Source organism: Leucobacter chironomi DSM 19883 (assembly GCF_000421845.1).
Taxonomy (GTDB): Bacteria; Actinomycetota; Actinomycetes; order Actinomycetales; family Microbacteriaceae; genus Leucobacter; species Leucobacter chironomi.
In genome coordinates this window covers 41,310-64,136 of the sequence record NZ_ATXU01000004.1, presented here as the reverse complement: position 1 = coordinate 64,136, position 22,827 = coordinate 41,310, and the positions used below count along the sequence as shown (strand labels likewise).

Sequence of the window (22,827 nt, the reverse complement as noted above, 5' to 3'; positions counted from 1 at the left end):
CGACCGCTCGGCGCGCAGTCGCGCGAGCGGATCCGCCTAGGCCAGATAGGGTTCCAGCTTCGCGAGCATCTCGCCCGTCACGTACGCGCGCACCCGCGTGCCCTGCTCGACGTACTCCGTCGACAGCACGCGGTTGCGCTCGTGCAGCTCGGCGACGAGTTCGCCGCGGTCGTACGGCACCACGACGGTGACCTCGCGATCCGGAACCGGCAGCGCCGCATCGATCCGCCGCCGCAGCTCCTCGATGCCCTCGCCCGACCGCGCCGACACGAACACCGCATCGGACGCGAGCCCGTGCAGCACGAGACGCTGCGAGTCGTCGAGGAGATCGGCCTTGTTGAACACCACGATCTCGGGGATGCCCTGCGCGTCGACCTCCGCGATCACCTCGCGCACCGTGCGCAGCTGGGCTGCGGGATCGGGGTGCGAACCGTCGACCACGTGCAGGATCACGTCGGCGTCGCCCACCTCCTCGAAGGTCGAACGGAACGCCTCGACCAGCTGATGCGGCAGATTGCGCACGAAGCCGACAGTGTCGGCGTAGGTGAAGCTGCGCCCGTCGGCGGTCTCGGCGTGGCGCACGGCCGTGTCGAGCGTGGCGAAGAGCTGGTTCTGCACGAGCTCCTGCGTGCCCGTGAGCCGGTTCAGCAGACTCGACTTGCCCGCGTTCGTGTAGCCCGCGATCGCCACCGACGGCACCTCGCCCCGCTTGCGGTTCGCGCGCTTCGCATCGCGCGCCGGGGCGAAGCCTGCGATCTGCTTGCGCAGCTTCGCCATGCGGGTGTGGATCTTGCGGCGATCCAGCTCCATCTTGGTCTCGCCCGGGCCGCGAGAGCCCATGCCCGCACCGGCCGAACCGACCTGGCCGCCGGCCTGGCGCGACATCGACTCGCCCCAGCCGCGCAGACGCGGCAGCAGGTACTGGAGCTGCGCGAGCTCGACCTGGGCCTTGCCCTCGCGGCTCTTCGCGTGCTGGCTGAAGATGTCGAGGATCACCGCGGTGCGGTCGATCACCTTCACCTTCACGACGTCTTCGAGCGCGCGGCGCTGGCTGGGGGCCAGCTCGGTGTCGGCCACGACGGTGTCGGCGCCGACCGCGGCCACGAGCTCTGCGAGCTCCTGCGCTTTGCCCTTGCCGAGGTAGGTGGCGGGGTCGGGGTTCGCACGGCGCTGCAGCAAGCCGTCGAGCACGCGCGCTCCCGCCGTTTCGGCGAGGGCGGCCAGCTCGCGCAGCGAGTTCTCGGCGTCGTCGAGCCCGTTGCGGGCCGAGCCCGTGTACACGCCGATGAGCACCGCGTTCTCGAGCCGCAGCTGGCGATACTCCACCTCGGTGACGTCTTCGAGTTCGGTGGAGAGGCCGCCCACACGAGTGAGCGAGGCGCGCTCCTCGCGTTCGAGGCGGATGAGTTCGAGGTCTTCGGCGAGCCGATCGTGAGCGGCGTCGCCGAGCGCCTGCGCGCCTCCCGTCAGGTTGTCGACGCCGGACCCGCGCTCGCTCGAGTCGCGGATCACGGTAGCCGAGCCGCCGCGCGCCGCGCGCGCGAGCAGCCGGTCGAGAGGGTCGGTGCTGTCGGAGGGGGCGGGGTCCGCGTCCGAGGGCGCTTCCTGGCGCGCAGCACGCTCTGCGTCGGCGACGCCGCCGTGATCCGCCGGGTCGTTCGCGACGGCGTCGTCGAGGTCTGATTCTTCGGTGAAACGTTCTGTCATCTGGCCTCCAGTGTACGTCGGATCGCCCCGCGCGTGTCGGTCGTTCGCCCACAGCGCGATCCGCCGCACTCGACCGTGTTTCGGGGCTCACCGATATCTCGGATCGGGACGCGGAGCCGGATCCGCGGCATCGGCGTGATCCGAAGAACCTGCCGGTCACGACCGATCTCGCGGCCTGGGATACTGAGGGGGTGACCCAGCACTACTTCTCCGAGGCGCCCTCCGGCGACTTCCGCCCCCGCGAGATCGAAGCGGTGCTCGGCGGCTCGCCCCGCACCGTGCTCACCGCGGGCGGCGTGTTCAGCCCCGACCACCTCGACCGCGGCACCGAGGTGCTGCTGCGCACCGCGCCCGGCCTCGACGCCGCCCCCGCCGGGCCCGTGCTCGACATCGGTTGCGGCTGGGGGCCGATCGCGCTCGACGCCGCTCTCATCGCCCCCGAGCGCGACGTCTGGGCCATCGACGTGAACGCCCGCTCGCGAGAACTCGCCCGCGAGAACGCGCGCCGCCTCGGCCTCGGCAGACTGCGCGTCGCCGCCCCCGAAGAGGTGCCTGACGACCTCTCGTTCGCCGAGATCCGCTCGAACCCGCCGATCCGTGTCGGCAAGGAGGTGCTGCACGGAATCCTGCGCCTCTGGCTGCCCCGGCTGCGGCCCGAAGGCGCCGCCTACCTGGTGGTCGCGAAGCACCTGGGAGCGAACTCGCTGCAGCGCTGGATCGCGGCCGAGTTCCCCGGGCTCGAGGTGTCGCGAGCGGGCCGCGACAAGGGGTTCCACGTCATCGAGGCGCGGGCGTAGCCGCGGGCCCCGTCTCGCGCCTGCCCGGCGCCGGTCGCCAGCCGCGTGCCCGCGAGCGCGTGCGCGCTCAGTCGGCGACGAGGAATCCGAGGTCTGCGCCCTCCGGAGCCTGCAGCACGTTGTCGTGGTAGAGCTTGCGGTAGCCGCGCTCCCGTCCGATCGCCCTCGGCTCGGAGGGCGTGCGGCGTGCGAGCTCCTGCTCGTCCACGAGCAGATCGAGCACCCGTCGTTCGACGTCGAGCTCGATGAGGTCCCCGTCGCGCACCAGCGACAGCGGCCCGCCCTTGGAAGACTCGGGAGCGACGTGCAGGACGACCGTTCCGTACGACGTGCCGCTCATGCGGCCGTCGCTGATCCGCACCATGTCGCGCACCCCCTGTCTCGCGAGGTACTGCGGGATCGGGGCTGATCCGGCCTCCGGCATGCCCGCCGCCGCGGGGCCGATGTTGCGCAGCACGATGACGTGGTTCTCGGTCAGGCCGAGCGACTCGTCGTCGATGCGCGCCTCCAGATCCTCCTGCGAGTCGAACACCGCCGCCGGACCCCGGTGCGTGTTGAAGCGCCCCGATGCCGCCGCCACCTTCAGCACGGCGCCCTCGGGCGCGAGCGATCCCTTGAGCGCTACGAGCGCCCCAGGATCCCCGAGCGGATCCTCGAGCGTGCGGATCGTGGTCTGCCAGCGCGTGTCGTTCGTCGCCGTCTCGATGAGCTCGCCCAGCGTTTTGCCGGTGACCGTCTTCGCATCCAGCCTGAGCAGCGGCTTCAGCTCGGCCAGCAGCGCCGGCACTCCCCCGGCGATGTGCATGTCGGGCAGGTATCCCTTGCCCGCGGGCTTGCAGTCGACGAGGAGCGGCGTCGCGGCCGACACCCGGTCGAAGTCTTCGAGCGTCAGCCGGATGCCCATGCGCCTGGCGATCGCCGTCAGGTGGATGATGGCGTTCGTCGATCCGCCGATCGCGGAGAGCACGGTCATCGCGTTGTGGAACGAGTCCTCCGAGAGGATCTCGCGCGGGGTGACGGGGTCGCCGATCAACCGCACGGCCTCGCGTCCCGTCCGCACGCCGAGGCGCAGCCGGTCGCTCGACACGGCCGGGGCCGTCGCGCCCGTCGGCAGCATGAGGCCGAGCGCCTCGGTCACGCACGCCATGGTCGAGGCGGTGCCCATGACCATGCAGGTGCCCGAGGTGGGGCAGAGCTGCTGGGTCACCTCGGCGATCTCCTCCGCGTCGAGGCCGGCTCCGCGGTAGTCGGCCCACATGCGGCGGCAGTCGGTGCACGCCCCGAGGCGTTCGCCGCGCCAGTTGCCCGTCATCATGGGCCCGACGACGAGGGCGATCGAGGGGATGTCGCTCGAGACGGCGGCCATGAGCTCCGCCGGCACCGTCTTGTCGCACCCGCCCAGCAGTACCACCGAGTCCATCGGCTGGTTGCCGAGCTGCTCCTCGACCTCCATCGCCATGAGGTTCCGGAAGAGCATCGTCGTCGGGTTCGTCAGGATCTCGCCCAGTGACATCGCCGAGAAGACGAACGGGAGCCCTCCCGCCTCGAGCACCCCGCGCTTGACCGCCTCGATCAACTGGGGCATGTCCCGGTGGCAGGTGGTGTAGTCGGAGGTCGTGTTCAGGATGCCCACGATCGGCCGCTCGAGATCCTCGGCGTCGTACCCCGCGGAGGACAGGAACGCCCGTCGCAGATATTTCGAGAAGCCGGGGTCGCCGTACGAGGTCAGACGCCCCGCGAAGCCCTTCTGATCCGTCATTCTCTGATCCTTCCTTGGTTCATCGACACGGAGACCCGGGTCCGAGCGAGGCGGGGCACGGGCGTGCTGCATTGCTTATTGCATGTTACATGCAAATCGTGTGAAGATGTATCCCACGTCGATCAGAGGGGCGAACTCAGAAAGCGATGGTGAGACTCATGACGGAGCCGTCAGCCCGGGAACTCGCCCTTGCCGACCCAGTCGAGCAGCTCGGCGACACGCTCGCGACTGTACTCCTCCTGGCCCTTGCTCTCCTGGTTGATCAGCAGATATGCAGTACTGAGAATATGTCGCCGGGTGGCGTCCGCGGCCGCGGCCGCGTCCCCGGCCTTCACGGCCGTGAGGATCGCCTCGTGCTCGCCGATGATGTCGCGCGTGGAGCGGCTGTTCGGCACCGTGCCCACCCCGCGCGTCAGCACCACGTTGCGGAGATCCTGCACGATCGAGACCGCTCGCGGGCTGTCGGCGATGCGCAGCAGAGCGAGATGGAAATCGCGATCGGCGCTCAGGAACTCGTCGTAGTCGGCGTTCGCCGACGCCTGCTGCATCTTCTCGTGCATGAGCTCGACCTCGGCGAAATCGGGCCCCGTCGCGATCTGCGCAGCCCGCGCGATCAACGGCACCTCGAGCAGCAGCCGCACCTGGAAGACGCCGATGAGCTCGGGAATCGAGGTGCCCACGACGCGGGCGCCCCGGTTCTTCTCGAACTGCACCATCCCCGCCTGGGCGAGCTGGAGCAGCGCCTCGCGCACCGGTGTGCGCGACACCCCCAGCTCCTTCGCCAGCGCGCTCGTCGAAATCAGCGTGCCCGGTGAGAAGCGTCCGCTCAGAATCGCCTGACGGATGACGCCGACGAGACTGTTCGATGCGGTTTCCCCAAAGACGAACTTCTCCATGAACACCCACTATAGACACAGAAAGCATCGGTTTCGGATCATGTCAACCTCCATAGGTATCGTCGGCGGAGGAATTCTCGGCGCCGCGCTCCTGCACCTGCTGACCGAGCGACATCCGGACTGCTCCTTCACGCTCTTCGAGAAGGAGAGCGCACCCGCGCTGCACCAGACCGGGCACAACTCCGGTGTCGTGCACGCCGGGCTCTACTACACGCCCGGCAGCCTGAAGGCGACGCTCACGCGCCGGGGTGTCGCGCTCGTCAAGGCGTTCGCCGAGCAGCACGGTCTCCCCTACGACGAGTGCGGCAAGCTGCTCATCGCGACTGACGAGACGCAGGTGCATCGGCTCGAGCAGATCGCCGAGACCGCCCAGGCCAACGGCGTGCCGGGCATCGAGATCCTGCGCAGCCTCGAGCAGATCCGCCGCGTCGAGCCGCACGCGAACGGCATCGCGGCGCTGCACTCCCCCTCCACGGCCATCACCGACTACGCGGCCATCACGCGCAAGCTCCTCGACCTCTCGGAGCAGCGCGGCGCCGAGCTGAGGTTCGGCGCGAGGGTGACGGGCGTGACCGGATCCGACAGCGGGGCCGTCGTCCAGCTCGGCGGCGAGCGGCTCGCGTTCGACCGGGTGATCGTCTGCGCGGGCCTGCAGTCCGATCGCATCGCGAAGACCACGGGCGGCGGCCGCTTCCCCGCGATCGTCCCCTTCGCCGGCAGCTACTACACGCTCGCCGAGCCCAAGGCCGACCTCGTGAAGGGCCTCATCTACCCCGTGCCGGATCCGGCATTCCCCTTCCTCGGCGTGCACCTCTCGCGCATGATCGACGGGCGCGTGCTCGTCGGTCCGAGCGCCTTCCTGTCCTTCCGACGGGAGGGCTACTCGCCCCTGTCGTTCTCGCTGCGCGACAGCCTGCAGATCGCCAGCACCGCAGCGTTCTGGAAGTTCGCGGCACGCAACGTCCGCAGCGCGATCCAGCAGCTCGAGGGCAACACGCGACGCGCCTTCGCGCGGCAGTCGAGAGACTTCATCTCCGGCATCGACCGCCGCGACCTGCTGCCCGGCACACGGGGCGTGCGCGCACAGGCGATGCGCTCAGACGGCGCCCTCGAGGAGGACTTCGTCATCGAGCGGTCGGGGTGCGTGACCCACGTGCGCAACGCGCCCTCGCCGGCCGCGACCTCATCGATGGCGATCGCCGAGCACATCGCCGACATGATCGGCCTCGGCGCTGGCGAGAACGGAGGGGCCGGCGGCCCCTCCTCCGCGGAAGAGCGCCGGGCATGACCGCAGTGACGAACGAGGCGTACGCGTTCCTCGAACGATCGGGGATCGAGGTCGACCGCTCGAAGCGCAGGCGGGGCGAGTACTCGAGCGACTCGTCGAACTACCGAGTGGTCCCCGAGGCGGTCGCGTTCCCCCGCCACTCCGAGGAGATCGAGCTGCTGGCCGAGGCCTCGCGCACGTACGGCGTGCCGCTGACCGCCCGCGGCGCCGGAACCTCAGTGGCCGGCAACGCCGTCGGATCCGGCATCGTCTTCGACACGTCGCGGCACCTGAACACGATCATCGAGATCGACCCGGAGGCGCGCCTCGCGCGAGTGGAACCGGGAGTCGTGCTCTCGCAGCTGCAGCGGGCGGCGCTGCCGCACGGTCTCCGATTCGGGCCCGATCCTTCGACCGCGACGCGCTGCACGATCGGGGGCATGATCGGCAACAACGCCTGCGGACCGCGGGCGCTCCACTACGGCAAGACCGCCGACAACGTGCATTCGCTCACCTTCGTCGACGGCCGGGGCCGCGTCTTCGAGACGGGGCGGATGGAGGGGCTCCCCTCAACCCTCGAGGATCTCGTGCAGTCGGAGCTCGCGACCATCCGCACCGAGTTCGGACGGTTCGCCCGGCAGGTCTCCGGGTACTCCCTCGAGCATCTGCTCCCCGAGAACCGGCGCGATCTCACGAAGGCGATGGTCGGCACCGAGGGCACCTGCGGCCTCATCACGGAGGCAACGGTGAAGCTCGTGGAGGCGCCCCGCGATCCGCTGCTCATCGTGCTGGGATACCCGAGCATGGTGGCCGCTGCGCGCTCGGTCGTGCACATGATCCCGCACCGGCCCATCGCGATCGAGAGCATGGATCGGCGCCTGCTCGAGTCGGTGCTGAACCACCGCGCGGGCGCGCGCGTACCCGAGCTGCCGCCGGGCGACGGCTGGCTGTTCGTGGAGATCGACCGCTCGGCGGTCGCCGACGTCGACGCCGCGATCGCGTCGTTCCTCGACGTCTCCGGCACGTCGCACTTCAGGGTCGTCCCGTCGCGCGAGGAGGCGCAGGCCATGTGGCGGATCCGAGCCGACGGCGTCGGCCTCGCCGGGCGCACGCCCGACGGCGTTCCCGCCTGGCCCGGCCTCGAGGACGCCGCGGTGCCGCCCGAGCACCTCGGGGACTACCTGACGGAGTTCGACGAGCTCTGCGCGCGCTACGGCATCGAGGGGATGCCGTTCGGCCACTTCGGCGACGGCTGCATCCACGTGCGTCTGAGCTTCCCGCTCGAGCAGAACGGGGACGTGCTGCACGACTTCATGCACGACGCCGCCAAGCTGATCACGCGCTTCGGCGGATCGCTGTCGGGAGAGCACGGCGACGGCCGCGCACGCGGCGAACTGCTGCAGTACATGTACTCGCCCCGAGCGCTCACGCTGATGTCGCGATTCAAGGACGAGTTCGATCCGCAGAACCTGCTGAACCCCGGGGTCATCATCGATCCGCTGCCGCTCACCTCCGATCTGCGCAGGCCTCAGGCGGCGCCGATCTTCGCCCAGGGCCTCGCGCTGCTCGAGGACGGGGGCGACCTCAGCCGAGCCGCGCACCGCTGCGTGGGCGTCGGCAAGTGCCGCGCCGACAACGGTGAGAACGGCGGGTTCATGTGCCCGTCGTATCAGGCCTCCCGTGACGAGAAGGACTCCACGAGGGGGCGGGCGCGGATCCTGCAGGAAGCCGCGAACGGCACGTTCGTGGGCGGGCTGAGCTCGCCCGAGGTCGCCGACTCCCTCGACCTCTGCCTCTCGTGCAAGGCGTGCTCGCTCGACTGCCCGGCCGGGGTCGACATGGCTGCGCTGAAGTCGGAGGTGCAGCATCAGAAGTACCGGGGCCGCATCAGGCCCGTGAGTCACTACACCCTGGGCTGGCTGCCCCGGTGGGCGAAGCTCTCCTCCCCCGCGGCTCCGCTGGCGAACGCCGCGCTCCGCGTCCCGGGCATCGAGAAGCTCGTGCTCAAGCTCGGCGGCATGGACACCCGGCGCAGCATCCCGAGGTTCAAGCGATCCTTCACGAGTGCGCGGAGAGCCGCCCGCGATCGGGCGGGATCGGCGAGCGGCGAGGCGGTGGTGCTCTGGGCGGACTCCTTCTCGAACAACTTCTCCCCCGAGATCATGGCCGAGACTCGGAGCCTGCTCGAACGGGCCGGCTACCGTGTGATCATCCCCGCTCCGGTCTGCTGCGGACTCACCTGGATCAGCACCGGTCAGCTCGACGGCGCCAAGAAGCGGCTGACCGGCCTGCTCGACGAGCTCGCACCCTACGCCGAGCAGGGCATCCCGATCCTCGGCCTCGAGCCCTCGTGCACCGCGGTGCTGCGGTCCGATCTGCTGGAGCTGCTGCCCGACGACCCCCGGAGCGCGACCGTCGCCGAGCGCACGAGGACCCTCGCCGAATTGCTGCGCCACCGCTCGGGGACGCACGGGCGCATCGACCTGACGGGCACCCGGGTGCTCGTGCAGCCGCACTGCCACCAGTACTCGGTGATGGGCTTCGACACCGACGTCGAGCTCATGCGCCTGCTCGGCGCGGAGGTCGAGACGCTCGCCGGGTGCTGCGGGCTCGCCGGCAACTTCGGCATGGAGGCCGGCCACTACGAGATGTCGGTCGCGGTCGCCGAGAACGCCCTCCTGCCCGCCCTGCGCGCGAAAGCCGAGACGACGGTCTTCCTCGCCGACGGCCTCTCCTGCCGCACGCAGGCCGACCAGCTCGGCGCGACTGAGGGGCTGCATCTCGGGCAGCTGCTCAACCGCGCGATGCGCTAGCGCGGCGGGATCCCCGCCGCACGCTCGGAGGCGATTCCCGCCGCCTCCCCGAACGAGGCGCGGCCGCGGCGGATCACCTCCGCCGCGGCCGCGCCTCGTTCGGTCTCGGGGCTCAGACGCCGGAGCCGCCCTCGTGCACGCTGACCTGCGGCTCGATGCCCTCGGCGCCGACGACCTCCCGCCACGCCTCGACGCCCGCCTGGAAGGCGACGATCCCCGCCTCCGGAAGGGCGATCTCGATCGCTTCGAGAATCTCCTGCGCCGACAGCCCGAGGTCGAGCGCCACGCGGATGTGGGACTGGATGTGCCCCTTCGACGCCCGCATCACCGTGAGGCTCACGATGAAGATGAGCTCCTTGGTCTTGCGGTCGAGCAGCCGCTCGTCCAGGTACGCCGCCGACACCACGTGGTTCGCCGCCTGCAGCACGGGGAAGTCGTTCTTGGCCATCACCTTGTGGTAGTCGAGCACGTAGCCGCGCTTCTCCGCGATGTCGTTGATGTATGCCTGCGGATCGTCCGTCATTTCCTGTTCCTTCGTCTCTGATGGTGCTGCGGTCTCTGGGGGTACTGCGGTTCGTCCGGCGGAGCGCCCCGCCGGCCTGTCGGCCCGGTCACGCCGGGTCCGCGTTCTTCACCTCGACGTACCGCGCGAGCTCGGTGTGATCGAGGGGCCCTCCGGAGACGCCCGCGTCGCCGAACAGCTCGAAGGCGGCCTCGGCGCTCCGTTTGGCCTCGAGCAGGTTCGGAGCGCTGAGCCCGTACCGCTCGATGAGGGTGCTCGCGATGCCGATGTCCTTCAGCATGAGCGAGAAGTAGAAGCCGCTGTCGTAGGCGCCCGTCTCGATGTGACGGGGGAACTTCACCTCGCTGGCCTGGCTGCGGGCCGTCGAGTGGTTGATCACGTCGAGCATCGTTTCTCGGGCGATCCCGAAGCGCTCGGCCGTGAGCAGCGCCTCGGCGGCCGACACGAGGTTGCTCGCCGAGAGGATGTTGTTGATGGCCTTCGCGGCGTGCCCGGACCCCGGGCCGCCGACGTGCACGATCGCGCTTCCCATGCGCTCGAGCAGCGGCCTCACCGCGACGAGGGCGTCGTCTTCCGCGCCGACCATGATCGAGAGTTCACCGGTCTCGGCCCGGGCGACGCCGCCCGACACGGGTGCATCCACGTAGTCGATGCCGGCGGCCTTCGCGAGCGCGTGCAGCCGCTGCGTGCTCTCGGGCTCCGACGAGCTCATGTCGATGATGCGGACGCCCGGTCGGAGCGAGCCGAGGAGGCCGGATCCGCCTTCCGCGGTCGTGCCGAGCAGCACCGACTCGACGATCGCGCTGTTCGGCAGCATGAGGATCACCGCGCCGAGATCCTGCGGCGGGCGCCTGAGGTCGGCGACGGCCTCGGCCCCGGGCAGCTGCGCCACGCGGGCGACGGCCTCGGGGTCGGCGTCGTGCACGAGCACAGGGTGGGCGGCTGTGAGCCGCTGCACCATGGGCGCACCCATGCGGCCGAGCCCGATGAAGAGCACCGGGCCGGTGAGATCAGTTCCGCCAGGGGGCGTGTCGTTCATTGTCATTGCACCTTTCGTCCGCGGGTCGTCAGGCCCGTCGCCTGGGATCACCGGGGCGGGGCGGTCGAAATCCGCCCCGCCCCGAGCCGTTTATTCGATGGGGAGAGTGGTCAGCACCGGAGCGAGCTTCGGAGCAGGATCACCACCCTCGAACAGATCGTCGTAGTAACTATCCGGCACCGACTCACCACCCACCGGCTGCGTCGAGCACACACTGTTCAACGTCATCGCCGGATCGTAGTACTCATCGAAATTGTCAGCCGTGATCACCTGCGGCGGATACAGCAACGTGTTCACCACCGGCTTCTGACCCGACAGCATCCGCAGCGCGACCTTCATCGCCTCCACAACACCCTGCCCCGCACCAGCCGACAACGAGATCGACTCCGCACCCGTCGACTCCCACTGAGCCATCGCATTGCACGGACCCTCGAACCCGGTCACCGGAACCGCGTCACGACCAGCCTGCGAGAGCGCCTCGTTCACCGGAACGTTGCACACCCCGCCATCCCACACACCCGCGATCTCACCCGGATGCGTGCTCAGGTAATTCACCATCTGCGACTTGATCACCGCGGAATCCCACTCACCCGTGATCTCATCCACATTCAGACCGGCATCCTCGAACGCCAGCCGCGCCGCCAACTGCCGCGCCTCCGCCGTCGCCACACCCGGAATACCGTTACACATCACCACGTTCCCGGAACTGCCCGACGACTCGATCTGATCCACCAGCCAATCCGCAGTCACCTTCGCAGCCGCGAACGCACCGAAATCAGAATGGATCACACTCGTGCACTCCGTACCCGACTGCATCACCACCGTCAGCACCCCGGCCGCCAACGCCTGATCAAACGCCTGGCACACCCCGATCGACGGCGGCTGCATCGCAAGAATCAGATCACACCCCTGCTGCACCAGACTATTGACCTGATTCGCCATCAGCGTCGCATCATTATCAGCATTCGTGACCGTCATCTCACCCTCGGCCAGACCCTGCGCCGCAAGATCCTTCACCAGACCCTGCGCCACCTCCAGACCCTCGATACGCCACGTGTTCCCCTGGAACGAATCCGCGTAACACACCTTCCACGGACCCTCCGGAGCCTCATAATCCGCATACGGATTCGGCCCCAACCGAGTACTGTTCCAGAACCCCTCGTAATACTCCTGCACCGACGCCGGAAGCGCCTCCAGCACCTCCGTATCCTGCTCCGTCGGCTCAGCATCACCCGGACGCATCTGCGTATACGCCCCGGCCCCATCACCCCCCGGAGCTCCCGCGATCTCCCCGCCACCCGACGAACACGCCGCCGTGAACAACAGCATCCCAGAGACCAGAACCGCAGCGACCCTACCCGCCACGCCCCTGACTCGAAGCCGATCACCCATCACAGACTCCTAATCCTCATTGATTGGTCGCTCCACACAACGCGAACGCCCTCGTTCTCAAAACCGGGGTGCCCCCCAAGAGCACCGTAACACGAATACAGTCGTACCGTAATACCGTATTCCTACCTCATTGGAATCGTCGCATTCACTCCGACCCATCGACTCCGGTGCGTCTCGCGGTGCTTCGACACCTCCGAAGACCCTCGACACCCTTTTCGCATTCACAGGAACACCCCCGAGAGCCGCGCGCGAGAACCACCGCAGATCATAACCGCCGGACAACTCATCCTGGACGATCCTGCCCTTCGGAGCGCCCGCGCTCGAACCCTCGTCGGACACGCTAGCAGACATTGCATGCCACATGCTATCTGCAATCCGTTCGTAACCCGATCGAAACCAGTCTCGGGTTGCGGCGGTGCGACGTCCCGCGCTCACCCCTCGCCACCGGCCCCGCTCCCCCGCCTCGGACGCGAGCGACGAGCGATGAGCGGGGCATGCGCTCGCGTTTTCCCGCATCGCCCGTCCCTTCATCCCCTCCCTCGAGAGAAGAACGCGATCATGTCCTCATCGAAGGCGACGCCGATGCCGGGCCGGCTGCTGAGGCGCAGACCGCCGTCCGCGTACCGCAGACGCGTCTCCTCCGTCACGATCCGCTCGAAGTTGTAGATGTCCTTCTCCAGGATGAAATGCTCGACGGCCACGGTGTTCGGCAGCGCCGCGGCGAGGTGCGCGTGAATGTTCGCGTGCCAGTGGGGCGCCGTGGGCAGATCGAAGGCGTCAGCGGCCGCGGCGACGCGCAGGTACTCGGTGATGCCGCCGAGAACGCCGACGTCCGGCTGCAGGATGTCGGCGGCCCGGTTCTCGATGAGCTGCCGGAAGTCCCAGCGCGTCTGGTGGATCTCGCCGGTGGCGATCGGAGTCTTCACACGCCTCGCCAGGTCTGCGTGGCCGGCGATCTTGTCCGGCGACAGCGGTTCCTCGTACCACCAGAGCTGATGGTCGCCGGCTGCGCGCTCGAATTCCCGGATCGCGGCGAGCGCCTCCGGCACATCGGCGTAGGCGTTGTTGGCGTCGATGGCCAGACGACCGCTGCCGCCGATCACTTCGAGAGCCGCGGCGATGCGCTCGGCGTCACCCGCGATCGGCAGTGCGCCGACCTTGATCTTGTGATCGGCGAAACCCCGCTCGCGATTGAGCTCCATCTCCTCGCGCACGGCTCGAGCCGGATCGGTCTCACCCGCCAGGTAGTACCCGCCCGAAGCGTAGGCCGGGACGAGCGCGGTGACATCACCGCCGAGGTAGGCGGCGAGCGGAAGGCCCGCGCTCTTGGCCTTGGCGTCCCACAGCGCGATGTCGACCGCCGAGAGCGCGCGGATCAGCAGACCGCGACGGCCGGCGAGCAGCCCCTCCTGATACACGCGGGCCCAGATGCCGGCCACGTCGTGAGCGTCGGCCCCGACGACCAGCGGCGCGATCAGATCCTCGACGACTTTGACGAAGGCCTCTCCCCCGATGGTTCCCGAGTAGGCGTACCCGATCCCATCGACCCCCTCGTCGGTCTCGACGTTGATCAACAGGTAGTGGCGGGCCAGGATCTCCCGCGTCGAGATTCGGGTCGGCGTCTTGAGGGGCACCCCCACGTCGCGCGCTGAAACGGAAACGATCTTCACGAGGACTCCTTCGGTCGTGCCTTCTCCGGAAGCGCGGGCGGGCCGAGAGCACCGCAACGCGTCGAGATCGACACTAAAGAGCCCTGAACTATTGCACAACGCGATATTCTTGATCCTCACTATCAGATATGCCGATAGTCAGAGCAGGGGACGCCAGAGGACGAAAGGTCACCGATGAGAACAGACATCGACCTCGACCTGCGCTGGCTCCGATCCTTCGTCGCAGTGGCGGATCACGGAGGTTTCCAGCAGGCCGCGTTCGAACTGCGCCTCTCGCAACCCACGGTGAGCGGGCACCTCAAAGCCCTCGAGCGGTCTCTCGGCAGGCCGCTCATCGATCGGCGCACCCGTCCGGTCGCTCTGACGCCCGCCGGAAAGGTCTTCATCAGGCACGCACGACTCGTGCTCGGCGAGGTCGCAGCCGGCGCTCGTCGACTGCGGAGCCAGAACGGAAGCCCCCATCGCGGAACAGTGGTCATCGGCACCTATCCCAGCGCCTCTGCCGGATACCTTCCACATCTGATGCGTCTGGCACGCGACCTCCATCCAGGGATCGAGATCCGTCTCGAAGAGATGTCGGGAGGCGAGATGGAGGCCGCCGCCGAGGCCGGTCGTCTCGACGTCTTCCTGCGTCAGGCCGAACCGCCCCTGTCGCGCCGGCGCTACGGCGGCGAACTGCTGTGGCGCGAGCGATTCCTGATCGCGATCCCCCCGGGACACCCGTGGGCCGCCGACATCGACCGAGCCGTCGATCCCGAAGATCTCGTGCACGAGCGCCTCATCATGACCGGGCAGTTCCAGGCCGAGAGCCTGCTCGGGCACCCGTTCTGGCGCGACCTCGGCCGATACCCGGAGGTACCGCACCGTGTGAGGCACCCGCAGTCATTGCTCGCGCTCGTCGAGTTCGGCTCAGATCCGGGACTCACGACCGAGCTGCCGGTCGCGCTCTTCGCGGGCGCGGGCGTCGCGTTCAGGCCGATCGCCCACCCAGCGGCCGTGCGGGACGTCTACGCCAACTGGCCGCTGTCGCGCCCGCTGAGCGGCTCCGCCAAGTCGATCGTCGATCTCATGCTGACGCACCCGACGCCGCCGGCACTGTCCGACCGCGCGGTCTTCGCGGATGCGATCTCCCCCGCATAGACGACCTCTGCGGGCATCCGGGGCGAGACGCGCCAGCGACCCGCAGCCGGGCGCACACGCCCGCACGGCGCCGCCTCAACGGAGCCCCGCCACCTCCGGCAGCTCGATCTCGCCGGAGTAGACGAGCTCCGCCGGGCCGTTCAGCGAGACGTGCTCGCCCTCCTCGGTCGGGAACATGCGAACGGCGAGTCGGCCGCCGGGCACGTCAACGCGCCAGTGGTTCGGCATGCCCGCGCCGCCCCAGTGCCGGAACGCCAGCGCGGCCGCAGCCGTGCCGGTGCCGCAGGAGAGCGTCTCGCCCACGCCGCGCTCGTGCACGCGCATGCGGATGCGGGCCACGCCGTCCTTCACGAGCGGATCCTCGGGCACGACGAACTCGATGTTCGCACCCTGCGCAGGCACGGGGTCGAGCGCCGGGGCGCGGTGCAGGTCGAGCCCGTCGAGCTCGCCGGCGTGGGCGAGCGCCGTCACCACATGCGGGTTGCCGAGGTCGATCCCCAGGCCCGGGCGTGCGACGTCGAGACCGGCTGCCGAGACGAGCCGCTCCTCCGCAAGACGCCAGCGGCCGAGGTCGACGGTGTAGCCCGACACCCCGGCGAGCACGTCCTTCACGCCCGCGCGGGTGCCGATGGGCAGGGTGTCTCGGCGCTCGGGAGCGACGAGGCCCTCGCTGATGAGGTAGTGCGCGTAGACGCGGATGCCGTTGCCGCACATCTCAGCAGGAGTGCCGTCGGCGTTCCAGTAGTCCATGAACCACTCGGCCTCGGGTTCCTCGGCGAGGGAGGCGGCACCCTCCGGGAGCGCGCGCGAGCGCACGGCGCGGATCACGCCGTCGGCGCCGATACCGAAGCGGCGGTCGCAGAGGAAGCGGATCTGCTCGGGAGTGAGCGGGCGCTCTCCGTCGGGGTCGGTGAAGAGCACGAAGTCGTTGCCCGTGCCGTGGCCCTTGGTGAACGCGAGGGTGGTCATCGCTCCAGTCTAGGGCCCGGCGCTCCGCCTCCCGCGCTCAGTACCAGATGCTGAGGAAGGGCTCGCCCGCGATGCGCAACGCCGCATCGAGCCGGGCGATCGCGGAGGCATCGCCGCGCAGCTTGCCGGCCTCCGCCAGCGAGCGCGCCGAGACACCGCCGAGATAGAGCGACGACAGCTCGGCCACCCCGAGCTCGATATCAGCCTCAGGCTCCGCACCGGTCCGGGGCACCGCGGCGGCCCGGCCCGCGCCGTCGGCCGACGCTTCCACCCGCCAGACTCCGTCGGCGAAGCCGAGCGGATCCGCCACGCGCAGCACGACGTCGAGCGGAGCCGCGAAGCTGCGGGTCTCGAACACCGCCGGCAGATCGAGGATCCGCAGCCAGCCGTGATCCCCGATCGTCTGCGTCGCGGCCCGCGCATCGGCGAGCAGCCACGGCAGCGGCTCGTCGACAGGCCGCAGTTCGGCCGTGACCGTGCCCACGAGGTCGTGCTGCAGCGCGAACCGCCAGAGCGCGGCGCGCGCCTCAGGGGTTTCACCGATGAGATGGCGGATCTCGAGGCGCGACCGCGCCCAGTCGGCGTCGGACTCGACGATGCGGTAGGCCATGGCCCCGCGCAGGACTCCCCCGGCATCGACGTAGCGCACACCGCGGACCGAGGTGGCGTGAGGCTCGCCCGGCTTCGCCCCCGAGATCTGCTGCCAGCGCTGCGGCCAGCCGGGGATCTCCCCCACCCGGGACGCGCGCGTGCGCTCGTGCAACTCGTCGAGGGCGAGCGCGGCGGCGTCCCGGTCGAGGTACTGCACCGCCCCCTCGGGCTCGACCCCGGCCCATGCCGCTCGGCGCGTGTCGACGGACCAGCGCGTGTGCCAGGTGGCCGGCCCGAAGCCGTACCGGCCGTAGATCGTCGCCTCGGACGCCGTGAGCCCGGCGATGGGCACCCCGGCCGACGCCGCGGCCCGCAGCTCGCCCTCGAGCATCGCGCGCGCGATCCCGCGCCGCCGGTGCGTGCCTGCCACGGTGACCTCGCTCACCGCCCACATCGGCAGCTCACCGCCCGGCACCGTCACGGGGGCGATCCACGAGCCGACCGTCGCCACGGGCAGCCCCGACTGAGGGCTCGCGGGATCGAAGACTCCCACCAGCCGTCGCCCCGCCTGACCGGGGCGCGCCGCGATCACCGTCTCCTCGCTCGGATCCTCCTCGATGAAGCCGCGCGCGATGGCGCGGGTCATGTCGTCGAGCGCGGCCTCGTCGGAGGCGTCCACCCGCCGGTAGTCGAGGCCTCCGCTCCGAAGCCGATCGAAGGAGACCTGGTCTAGGTCCACGGTCCGCGCATCTGCCTGCATCATGATTCCACCCTATGGGCTGGGTGCCTGGATAGGCCGGGCGCGGCAACGCTCAGGCGAGATCCAGTGCCCCCGCCGCAGGGCCGTCGACCCAGGAGATGTCCGGGTAGCGCTTGAACCAGCTCACCTGGCGGCGCGCATAGCGCCGGGTGAGCGCCTGCGTCTCGGCGACCGCCTGGGCACGAGTCGCGTCGCCGCGCAGCTCGGCGAGGGCCTGCGCATAACCGATGGCCCGGCTCGCGGTCCTCCCCTGTTCGAGGCCGTTCGGGATCAGCCCGCGCACCTCGTCGAGCAGTCCGTCGGCCCACATCTGCTCGACGCGCCGGTCGAGGCGCTCCACGAGCGTCGCGCGCTCGCAGTGCACCCCGACGATCCGGGTCTCGGCGCACCACAGGGCGGGCTCCTCCGGCAGCGTCACCCGCGCGTCGCCGCCGAGCATCGCAACCTCGAGCGCACGCACCACGCGGCGCGGGTTGCGGGTGTCGACGGCCTCGGCGGTCTCGGGTGCGAGACTCTTGAGCCGCGCGAGCAGCGGATCCACGCCGCCCTCGGCGAGCTCGGCTTCGAGGCTCACCCGCAGGGCGTCGTCCCGCGGCGGGAAGGCGAAATCGTAGACGACGCTCGACACGTAGAGCCCGGATCCGCCCACCAGGATCGCGTCCGCGCCGCGGGCGCGAATCCCTTCCACGGCCTCGCGCGCGACGGGCTGGTACCAGGCGACAGCTGCCTCCTCGCCCGGTTCGAGCGCGTCGAAGAGGTGGTGCGGGATCCCCCGCCGCTCGGCGACCGGGAGCTTCGCCGTGCCGATGTCCATGCCGCGGTAGAGCTGCATCGCGTCGGCGTTCACGATCTCCGCCGGCCGCCCGGCCGCGGCGAGGCGCTCGGCCAGGTCGAGCGAAAGGGCCGACTTCCCTGTGCCGGTGGCGCCGACGACCGCCCAGAGTCGCGGCTCCCTAGTCACGAGCGCCTCCGCCCGGGTGCCGTGCTCCGCAGCGCGACGCACTCGCGGCGCCGCTGATGTGCCGGTTCATCGCCCGTCGCGGGTGCGGAGCGTCGGCAACCCGAGGTTGACGGCCCGAGGTGCACCGGCCGCCTCGGGCGCGGGCACGCCGCAGCTGTCGGCCTGTCGGCGATCCCACGCGTCGCCCGCACGGGTGCGGCGCACCGAGTAGGTGCCGGTGAGGTCGGCGATGAGGAAGTGGGGGGCCGCGGCCGTCACCTGCACGGTCACGGTGTCGCCGGGGCGGGGCTCCTCGGCGCCCTCGGGAACGGCGAAGTGCACGAGCCGGTTGTCTTCTGCGCGGCCGGAGAGGCGGCGCGTGGCGGCGTCCTTCTTGCCCTCGCCCACCGAGGCGAGCACCTCGACGGTGCGGCCGATCTGCGCCTGATTCTCTTCCAGGGAGACGCGCTCCTGCAGCGCGAGCAGCCGCTCGTAGCGTTCCTGCACGATCGCCTTCGGCAGTTGCCCGTCCATCGTCGCCGCGGGCGTGCCCGGGCGGATCGAGTACTGGAAGGTGAAGGCGCTCGAGAACCGCGACTGCTCGACCACGCGCAGCGTGTCTTCGAAGTCGGCGTCGGTCTCGCCCGGGAAGCCGACGATGATGTCTGTGGTGATGGCCGCATGGGGGATGCGCTCGCGCACCGCGTCGAGGATGCCGAGGAACTTCTTGGAGCGGTAGGAGCGGCGCATCGCCCTGAGCACCGTGTCGGACCCCGACTGCAGCGGCATGTGCAGGGACGGCATGACGTTGCGTGTCTCGGCCATCGCCGCGATCACGTCGTCGGTGAACGCGGCCGGGTGCGGGCTCGTGAAGCGCACCCGTTCCAGGCCTTCGATCTCGCCCATCGCGCGCAGCAGCTTGCCGAACGCCTGCCGATCGCCGAACTCGACGCCGTAGGTGTTGACGTTCTGGCCGAGCAGCGTCACCTCGATCGCTCCGTCGTCGACGAGAGCCTGCACCTCGGCGAGGATGTCGCCCGGGCGGCGGTCCTTCTCCTTGCCGCGCAGCGAGGGCACGATGCAGAAGGTGCAGGTGTTGTTGCAGCCGACCGAGATGGACACCCAGCCGCTCGACGCCGAGTCGCGCTTCGTCGGCAGTGTGGAGGGGAAGATCTCGAGCGACTCGAGGATCTCGACCTCTGCCTCGTGGTTGTGGCGGGCGCGTTCGAGCAGCGCGGGCAGCGATCCCATGTTGTGGGTGCCGAAGACCACGTCCACCCAGGGCGCCTTCTCGACGATCGTGCCCTGATCCTTTTGGGCGAGGCAGCCGCCGACCGCGATCTGCATGCCCTCGCGCTCGCGCTTCACCCCGGCGAGGTAGCCGAGGTTTCCGTAGAGCTTGTTGGCGGCGTTCTCGCGTACCGCGCAGGTGTTGATGACGACCACGTCGGCCCGCTCGGCGTCTTCGGCCGCAACGTATCCGGCAGCCTCGAGCGAGCCCGAGAGGCGTTCGGAGTCGTGCACGTTCATCTGACAGCCGAGGGTGCGCACCGTGTAGCTGCGGGGGCTGCCGTCGGGCCGGAGCGCAGCGGGCGACGGGGCGATCTCGGTCGGTTCGGCGGTGGCGATGGTCATGCGGGAATTCTACCGTCGCGGATCGGCCCGCCGATCCGAGCGCCGCGCGTCGCACCGAGGGTGCGCTGCTCAGCGGAACCGCACGCCCGACCCGCCGGAGGCGCCGCCGTCGAGGGCTTCCCTGGCCGCCCGCATCGCTGGCTCCCCCGACCAGCCGCGCCGGGCGAGGAAGCCGAGCAGGCGCCGCTCCGCGGTCTGGCGGTCGAGGCCGCCGAGCTTGCGGGCGCGATCCTGGGCGGTCTCGCGCAGCAGCGCGAACTCCTCGTCGACGTCGAGCTCGCCGAGCGCCGCTTCGATGATCGCGTCGGGCAGTCGTCGCTCGCGCAGCTTGACGCGGATCTGCGCGCGACTGGCCCGCTTCGTCTCACGGAGCTTCTCGGTGACCGCCCGGGCGAGGCCGGCGTCGTCGAGGTAGTGGCTCTGCTCGAACTCGTCGATGACCGCCTCGACCTCGTGCGCCGGGTGCTCGAGCCGCTGCAGTTCATCGCGCAGTTCGCCGCTCGAGCGGGCACGGCGTGCGAGCACCCGCACGCCGTCGTCGTACGCCGAGCTGCGGTCGCTCTCGTCGGTTGTGGCTTCGACGGGCTCGGCTTCGGGCATCTCGGCTTCGGGCATCTCGGCTTCGGCGGCCCGCGACCCGTCACGGAACGCGTCGATGTTCACGATCCGCCGCGGGCCCGCAGGCGGCTCCGCAGCCGTCGACGCCTCCGTGCAGGCTTCGCCTTCGCTTTCAGTTCCGCCTTCGGTTTCAGCTCCGCCTTCGGATTCAGCACCGCCTGCAGCACCGATGTCAGCGGATTGCGCAGCGGACTCGCCCGCTTCACCCCAGCCTCGGCCTCCGAGCAGCGAGCGCAGCTCGATGACCTCGGCCAGATCCGCCCGGCTCTCCTCCCCGCCCGCGGGCCGATCCTCAGGAGGCGGCAGGAATCGAACGGCCACGGGCTCAGGCGCTCGCGCGCTGCTCGGGCTCGACGGCCGGAGCGGCTACCGGGGCGGCGGGCTCCTCGACCTGCTCGCTGCGCCCGTTCACACCCAGCTTCGTGAGGATCTTCTCCTCGATCTCGGCCGCGATGTCGGGGTTCTGGATGAGGAAGCGGCGGGCATTCTCCATGCCCTGGCCCAGCTGGTCGCCGTCATAGGTGAACCAGGCGCCGCTCTTCTTGATGAAGCCGTGCTCGACGCCGTAGTCGATGAGCGAGCCTTCTCGCGAGATACCGACGCCGTAGAGGATGTCGAACTCGGCCTGCTTGAAGGGCGGGGCCATCTTGTTCTTGACCACCTTGACGCGGGTGCGGTTGCCCACCGCGTCGGTGCCGTCCTTGAGGGTCTGGATACGACGGATGTCGAGGCGCACCGAGGCGTAGAATTTCAGGGCCTTGCCGCCCGAGGTCGTCTCCGGGCTGCCGAAGAACACGCCCACCTTCTCGCGCAGCTGGTTGATGAAGATGGCGGTGGTCTTGGTGGCGTTGAGGCTGCCCGTGATCTTGCGCAGCGCCTGCGACATGAGCCGGGCCTGCAGACCGACGTGGCTGTCGCCCATCTCGCCGTCGATCTCGGCCTTCGGCACGAGCGCCGCGACGGAGTCGATGACGACGAGGTCGACTGACCCCGAGCGAATGAGCATGTCGGCGATCTCGAGCGCCTGCTCGCCGGTGTCGGGCTGGGCCACGAGCAGCGCGTCGATGTCGACGCCGAGCTTCTTCGCGTACTCGGGGTCGAGCGCGTGCTCGGCGTCGATGAACGCGGCGATGCCGCCGGCCCGCTGCGCGTTGGCGATCGCGTGCAGCGTGAGCGTGGTCTTGCCCGAGGATTCGGGACCGTAGATCTCGATGATGCGACCGCGAGGCAGGCCGCCGATGCCGAGCGCGACGTCGAGCGCGACCGAGCCTGTGGGGATCACCTCGACGGGCGCACGCTCGACGCTGCCCATGCGCATGATCGCGCCCTTGCCGAAGTTCTTGTCGATCTGCGCGAGTGCCGCTTCGAGCGCCTTTTCGCGATCCTTGGGGGTGCCCACGGGGGACTTCGCTGCTGCCATGATCCTGCTCCTTCGATGTGCGCGGCCACGCCGCTGATCTGCTGCCTACCGACTGTCTCGACCCCGGCGACGGGGCAGACAAGGCATCGATATCCGGTTGCTTCACACCCTAGGACTGACCACTGACATTCTCGGGTCGAGCGGCGAATCTGAGGATAAGTCGGCGAATCGGCTACCTGTGCACGAAGTTACCACGAATCGAACACACTTTCGAATATGCGAATCAGGCGTGTCGCACGCACGCGCGCACCAGCGCGCCGCCCCTCACCTGCGGGGGTCGAGCAGGCCGCGCCCGTGGCGCCGCTCCAGCGGCACATCCAGGTCGGCGCACAGCGCCTCCCAGACATCGCGGGCCGGCACGCCCCGCTCGAGCGCGTCTGCGGAGGTGCCTCCGATCGCGGCGACCCAGTGGTCGCGGATCATCACCCCGGCGTAGTCGGAACCGAACTCGGCGGCGCAGGCGCGACGGAACTCGCTCAGCTTCACGAAGCGCTACGACACCAGCTCGGGAGCGTACCCCGACATGAGCTCGGCCGGCACCGTATCCGGCACCCGACCGGCGAGCGGCATCGCGAGCCCCTCGACCACGGCGAGACGTTCGCTCACCTCACCCATGATCACCGACAGCGGCGTATCGAGCGCATCGGCGACCGCGGCGAGAATCTCGCTGGACGCCTCCTTCTGACCGCGCTCCACCTCGCTCAGGTACCCGAGCGCGACACTCGCATCACCGGCGACCTGTCGCAGCGTGCGCCCCTTCTGCAGGCGGAAGTCACGCAGTACGTCGCCGATCTCCTGACGCATCAGCACCATGTGAACCCTCCTTCACTGCACGACCCGGGGTCATGCCTCCACAATACCCGCTCATCGGCAAGCCGCCACGGCGGGGAC

19 protein-coding genes are annotated in these 22,827 nt (G+C 69.7%); 4 read left to right on the top strand and 15 right to left on the bottom strand.

Annotation, left to right across the window (positions count from 1 at the left end):
- Positions 1–36: 36 nt before the first annotated feature.
- Positions 37–1,707 (bottom strand): GTPase HflX, encoded by a 1,671-nt coding sequence (hflX, locus tag H629_RS0105365; protein ID WP_024356272.1) that lies wholly within the window; start codon positions 1,705–1,707, stop codon positions 37–39.
- Between the two features lie 191 nt (positions 1,708–1,898).
- Between hflX and H629_RS0105360 the strand changes: the two genes are divergently transcribed.
- Positions 1,899–2,504 carry a class I SAM-dependent methyltransferase gene (locus H629_RS0105360; protein ID WP_029746604.1) on the top strand — a complete coding sequence of 202 codons (606 nt, stop codon included), beginning with the start codon at positions 1,899–1,901 and terminating at the stop codon, positions 2,502–2,504.
- 67 nt (positions 2,505–2,571) lie between these two features.
- On the opposite strand, the gene H629_RS0105355 is transcribed toward H629_RS0105360, so the two are convergent.
- Both H629_RS0105355 and H629_RS0105350 read right to left on the bottom strand, forming a co-directional pair.
- Complete coding sequence (locus H629_RS0105355; RefSeq protein ID WP_024356271.1) at positions 2,572–4,263, bottom strand: dihydroxy-acid dehydratase; 1,692 nt, start codon at positions 4,261–4,263, stop codon at positions 2,572–2,574.
- A 170-nt stretch (positions 4,264–4,433) separates the two neighbouring features.
- Positions 4,434–5,159, bottom strand: a complete 726-nt coding sequence (locus H629_RS0105350; protein WP_024356270.1) for a GntR family transcriptional regulator — start codon at positions 5,157–5,159, stop codon at positions 4,434–4,436.
- 40 nt (positions 5,160–5,199) lie between these two features.
- On the opposite strand from H629_RS0105350, the gene lhgO reads away from it, so the two are divergent.
- Together lhgO and H629_RS0105340 are read left to right on the top strand one after the other, a co-directional pair.
- A complete protein-coding gene (gene lhgO, locus H629_RS0105345) occupies positions 5,200–6,447 on the top strand; it encodes an L-2-hydroxyglutarate oxidase (RefSeq protein ID WP_024356269.1) in 1,248 nt (415 codons plus the stop codon).
- A complete protein-coding gene (locus H629_RS0105340) occupies positions 6,444–9,239 on the top strand; it encodes an FAD-binding and (Fe-S)-binding domain-containing protein (protein WP_024356268.1) in 2,796 nt (931 codons plus the stop codon). Before lhgO ends, H629_RS0105340 begins: the two co-directional genes overlap by 4 nt.
- A 112-nt stretch (positions 9,240–9,351) precedes the next feature.
- On the opposite strand, the gene H629_RS0105335 is transcribed toward H629_RS0105340, so the two are convergent.
- From H629_RS0105335 to H629_RS0105320, 4 genes are all read right to left on the bottom strand, one after another.
- Complete coding sequence (locus H629_RS0105335) at positions 9,352–9,762, bottom strand: carboxymuconolactone decarboxylase family protein (protein WP_024356267.1); 411 nt, start codon at positions 9,760–9,762, stop codon at positions 9,352–9,354.
- An 88-nt stretch (positions 9,763–9,850) separates the two neighbouring features.
- Positions 9,851–10,801 (bottom strand): NAD(P)-dependent oxidoreductase, encoded by a 951-nt coding sequence (locus H629_RS0105330; protein ID WP_024356266.1) that lies wholly within the window; start codon positions 10,799–10,801, stop codon positions 9,851–9,853.
- A 90-nt stretch (positions 10,802–10,891) separates the two neighbouring features.
- Positions 10,892–12,130 carry a substrate-binding domain-containing protein gene (locus tag H629_RS0105325; protein ID WP_161607979.1) on the bottom strand — a complete coding sequence of 413 codons (1,239 nt, stop codon included), beginning with the start codon at positions 12,128–12,130 and terminating at the stop codon, positions 10,892–10,894.
- Positions 12,131–12,720: 590 nt separating this feature from the next.
- Entirely contained in the window at positions 12,721–13,863 is a 1,143-nt protein-coding gene (locus H629_RS0105320) for a mandelate racemase/muconate lactonizing enzyme family protein (RefSeq protein WP_024356264.1), read from the bottom strand.
- A 174-nt stretch (positions 13,864–14,037) separates the two neighbouring features.
- On the opposite strand from H629_RS0105320, the gene H629_RS14465 reads away from it, so the two are divergent.
- Positions 14,038–15,003 (top strand): LysR family transcriptional regulator, encoded by a 966-nt coding sequence (locus H629_RS14465; RefSeq protein ID WP_024356263.1) that lies wholly within the window; start codon positions 14,038–14,040, stop codon positions 15,001–15,003.
- Between the two features lie 75 nt (positions 15,004–15,078).
- Here the strand turns inward: H629_RS14465 and dapF are convergent, their stop codons facing one another.
- The 8 genes from dapF to H629_RS0105270 all read right to left on the bottom strand — a co-directional run bounded on the left by dapF (position 15,079) and on the right by H629_RS0105270 (position 22,749).
- Positions 15,079–15,972, bottom strand: coding sequence for a diaminopimelate epimerase (gene dapF / locus H629_RS0105310; protein ID WP_024356262.1), 894 nt, complete (start codon positions 15,970–15,972; stop codon positions 15,079–15,081).
- A 37-nt stretch (positions 15,973–16,009) separates the two neighbouring features.
- Positions 16,010–17,302 carry a GNAT family N-acetyltransferase gene (locus H629_RS0105305; RefSeq protein ID WP_240471051.1) on the bottom strand — a complete coding sequence of 431 codons (1,293 nt, stop codon included), beginning with the start codon at positions 17,300–17,302 and terminating at the stop codon, positions 16,010–16,012.
- 73 nt (positions 17,303–17,375) lie between these two features.
- Positions 17,376–18,284: a tRNA (adenosine(37)-N6)-dimethylallyltransferase MiaA gene (miaA, locus tag H629_RS0105300; RefSeq protein ID WP_029746601.1), complete on the bottom strand. Its 909-nt coding sequence runs from the start codon at positions 18,282–18,284 to the stop codon at positions 17,376–17,378.
- Positions 18,285–18,350: 66 nt separating this feature from the next.
- Complete coding sequence (miaB, locus tag H629_RS0105295) at positions 18,351–19,898, bottom strand: tRNA (N6-isopentenyl adenosine(37)-C2)-methylthiotransferase MiaB (RefSeq protein ID WP_024356259.1); 1,548 nt, start codon at positions 19,896–19,898, stop codon at positions 18,351–18,353.
- A 69-nt stretch (positions 19,899–19,967) separates the two neighbouring features.
- On the bottom strand, positions 19,968–20,837 hold the full coding sequence (locus tag H629_RS14460; RefSeq protein ID WP_152485648.1) for a regulatory protein RecX: 870 nt from the start codon (positions 20,835–20,837) through the stop codon (positions 19,968–19,970).
- A 4-nt stretch (positions 20,838–20,841) separates the two neighbouring features.
- Complete coding sequence (gene recA, locus H629_RS0105280) at positions 20,842–21,936, bottom strand: recombinase RecA (protein WP_240471049.1); 1,095 nt, start codon at positions 21,934–21,936, stop codon at positions 20,842–20,844.
- 264 nt (positions 21,937–22,200) lie between these two features.
- Entirely contained in the window at positions 22,201–22,422 is a 222-nt protein-coding gene (locus H629_RS0105275; protein ID WP_024356256.1) for a DUF3046 domain-containing protein, read from the bottom strand.
- Positions 22,423–22,428: 6 nt separating this feature from the next.
- Entirely contained in the window at positions 22,429–22,749 is a 321-nt protein-coding gene (locus H629_RS0105270; protein WP_024356255.1) for a helix-turn-helix domain-containing protein, read from the bottom strand.
- Positions 22,750–22,827: the final 78 nt, after the last annotated feature.

Coding starts and splice junctions, on each gene's coding strand:
- hflX (WP_024356272.1), bottom strand. CDS start 1,707: ATGACAGAACGTTTCACCGAAGAATCAGACCTCGACGACGCCGTCGCG.
- H629_RS0105355 (WP_024356271.1), bottom strand. CDS start 4,263: ATGACGGATCAGAAGGGCTTCGCGGGGCGTCTGACCTCGTACGGCGAC.
- H629_RS0105350 (WP_024356270.1), bottom strand. CDS start 5,159: ATGGAGAAGTTCGTCTTTGGGGAAACCGCATCGAACAGTCTCGTCGGC.
- lhgO (WP_024356269.1), top strand. CDS start 5,200: ATGTCAACCTCCATAGGTATCGTCGGCGGAGGAATTCTCGGCGCCGCG.
- H629_RS0105340 (WP_024356268.1), top strand. CDS start 6,444: ATGACCGCAGTGACGAACGAGGCGTACGCGTTCCTCGAACGATCGGGG.
- H629_RS0105335 (WP_024356267.1), bottom strand. CDS start 9,762: ATGACGGACGATCCGCAGGCATACATCAACGACATCGCGGAGAAGCGC.
- H629_RS0105330 (WP_024356266.1), bottom strand. CDS start 10,801: ATGAACGACACGCCCCCTGGCGGAACTGATCTCACCGGCCCGGTGCTC.
- H629_RS0105325 (WP_161607979.1), bottom strand. CDS start 12,130: ATGCTGTTGTTCACGGCGGCGTGTTCGTCGGGTGGCGGGGAGATCGCG.
- H629_RS14465 (WP_024356263.1), top strand. CDS start 14,038: ATGAGAACAGACATCGACCTCGACCTGCGCTGGCTCCGATCCTTCGTC.
- dapF (WP_024356262.1), bottom strand. CDS start 15,972: ATGACCACCCTCGCGTTCACCAAGGGCCACGGCACGGGCAACGACTTC.
- miaB (WP_024356259.1), bottom strand. CDS start 19,898: ATGACCATCGCCACCGCCGAACCGACCGAGATCGCCCCGTCGCCCGCT.
- recA (WP_240471049.1), bottom strand. CDS start 21,936: ATGGCAGCAGCGAAGTCCCCCGTGGGCACCCCCAAGGATCGCGAAAAG.
- H629_RS0105270 (WP_024356255.1), bottom strand. CDS start 22,749: ATGGTGCTGATGCGTCAGGAGATCGGCGACGTACTGCGTGACTTCCGC.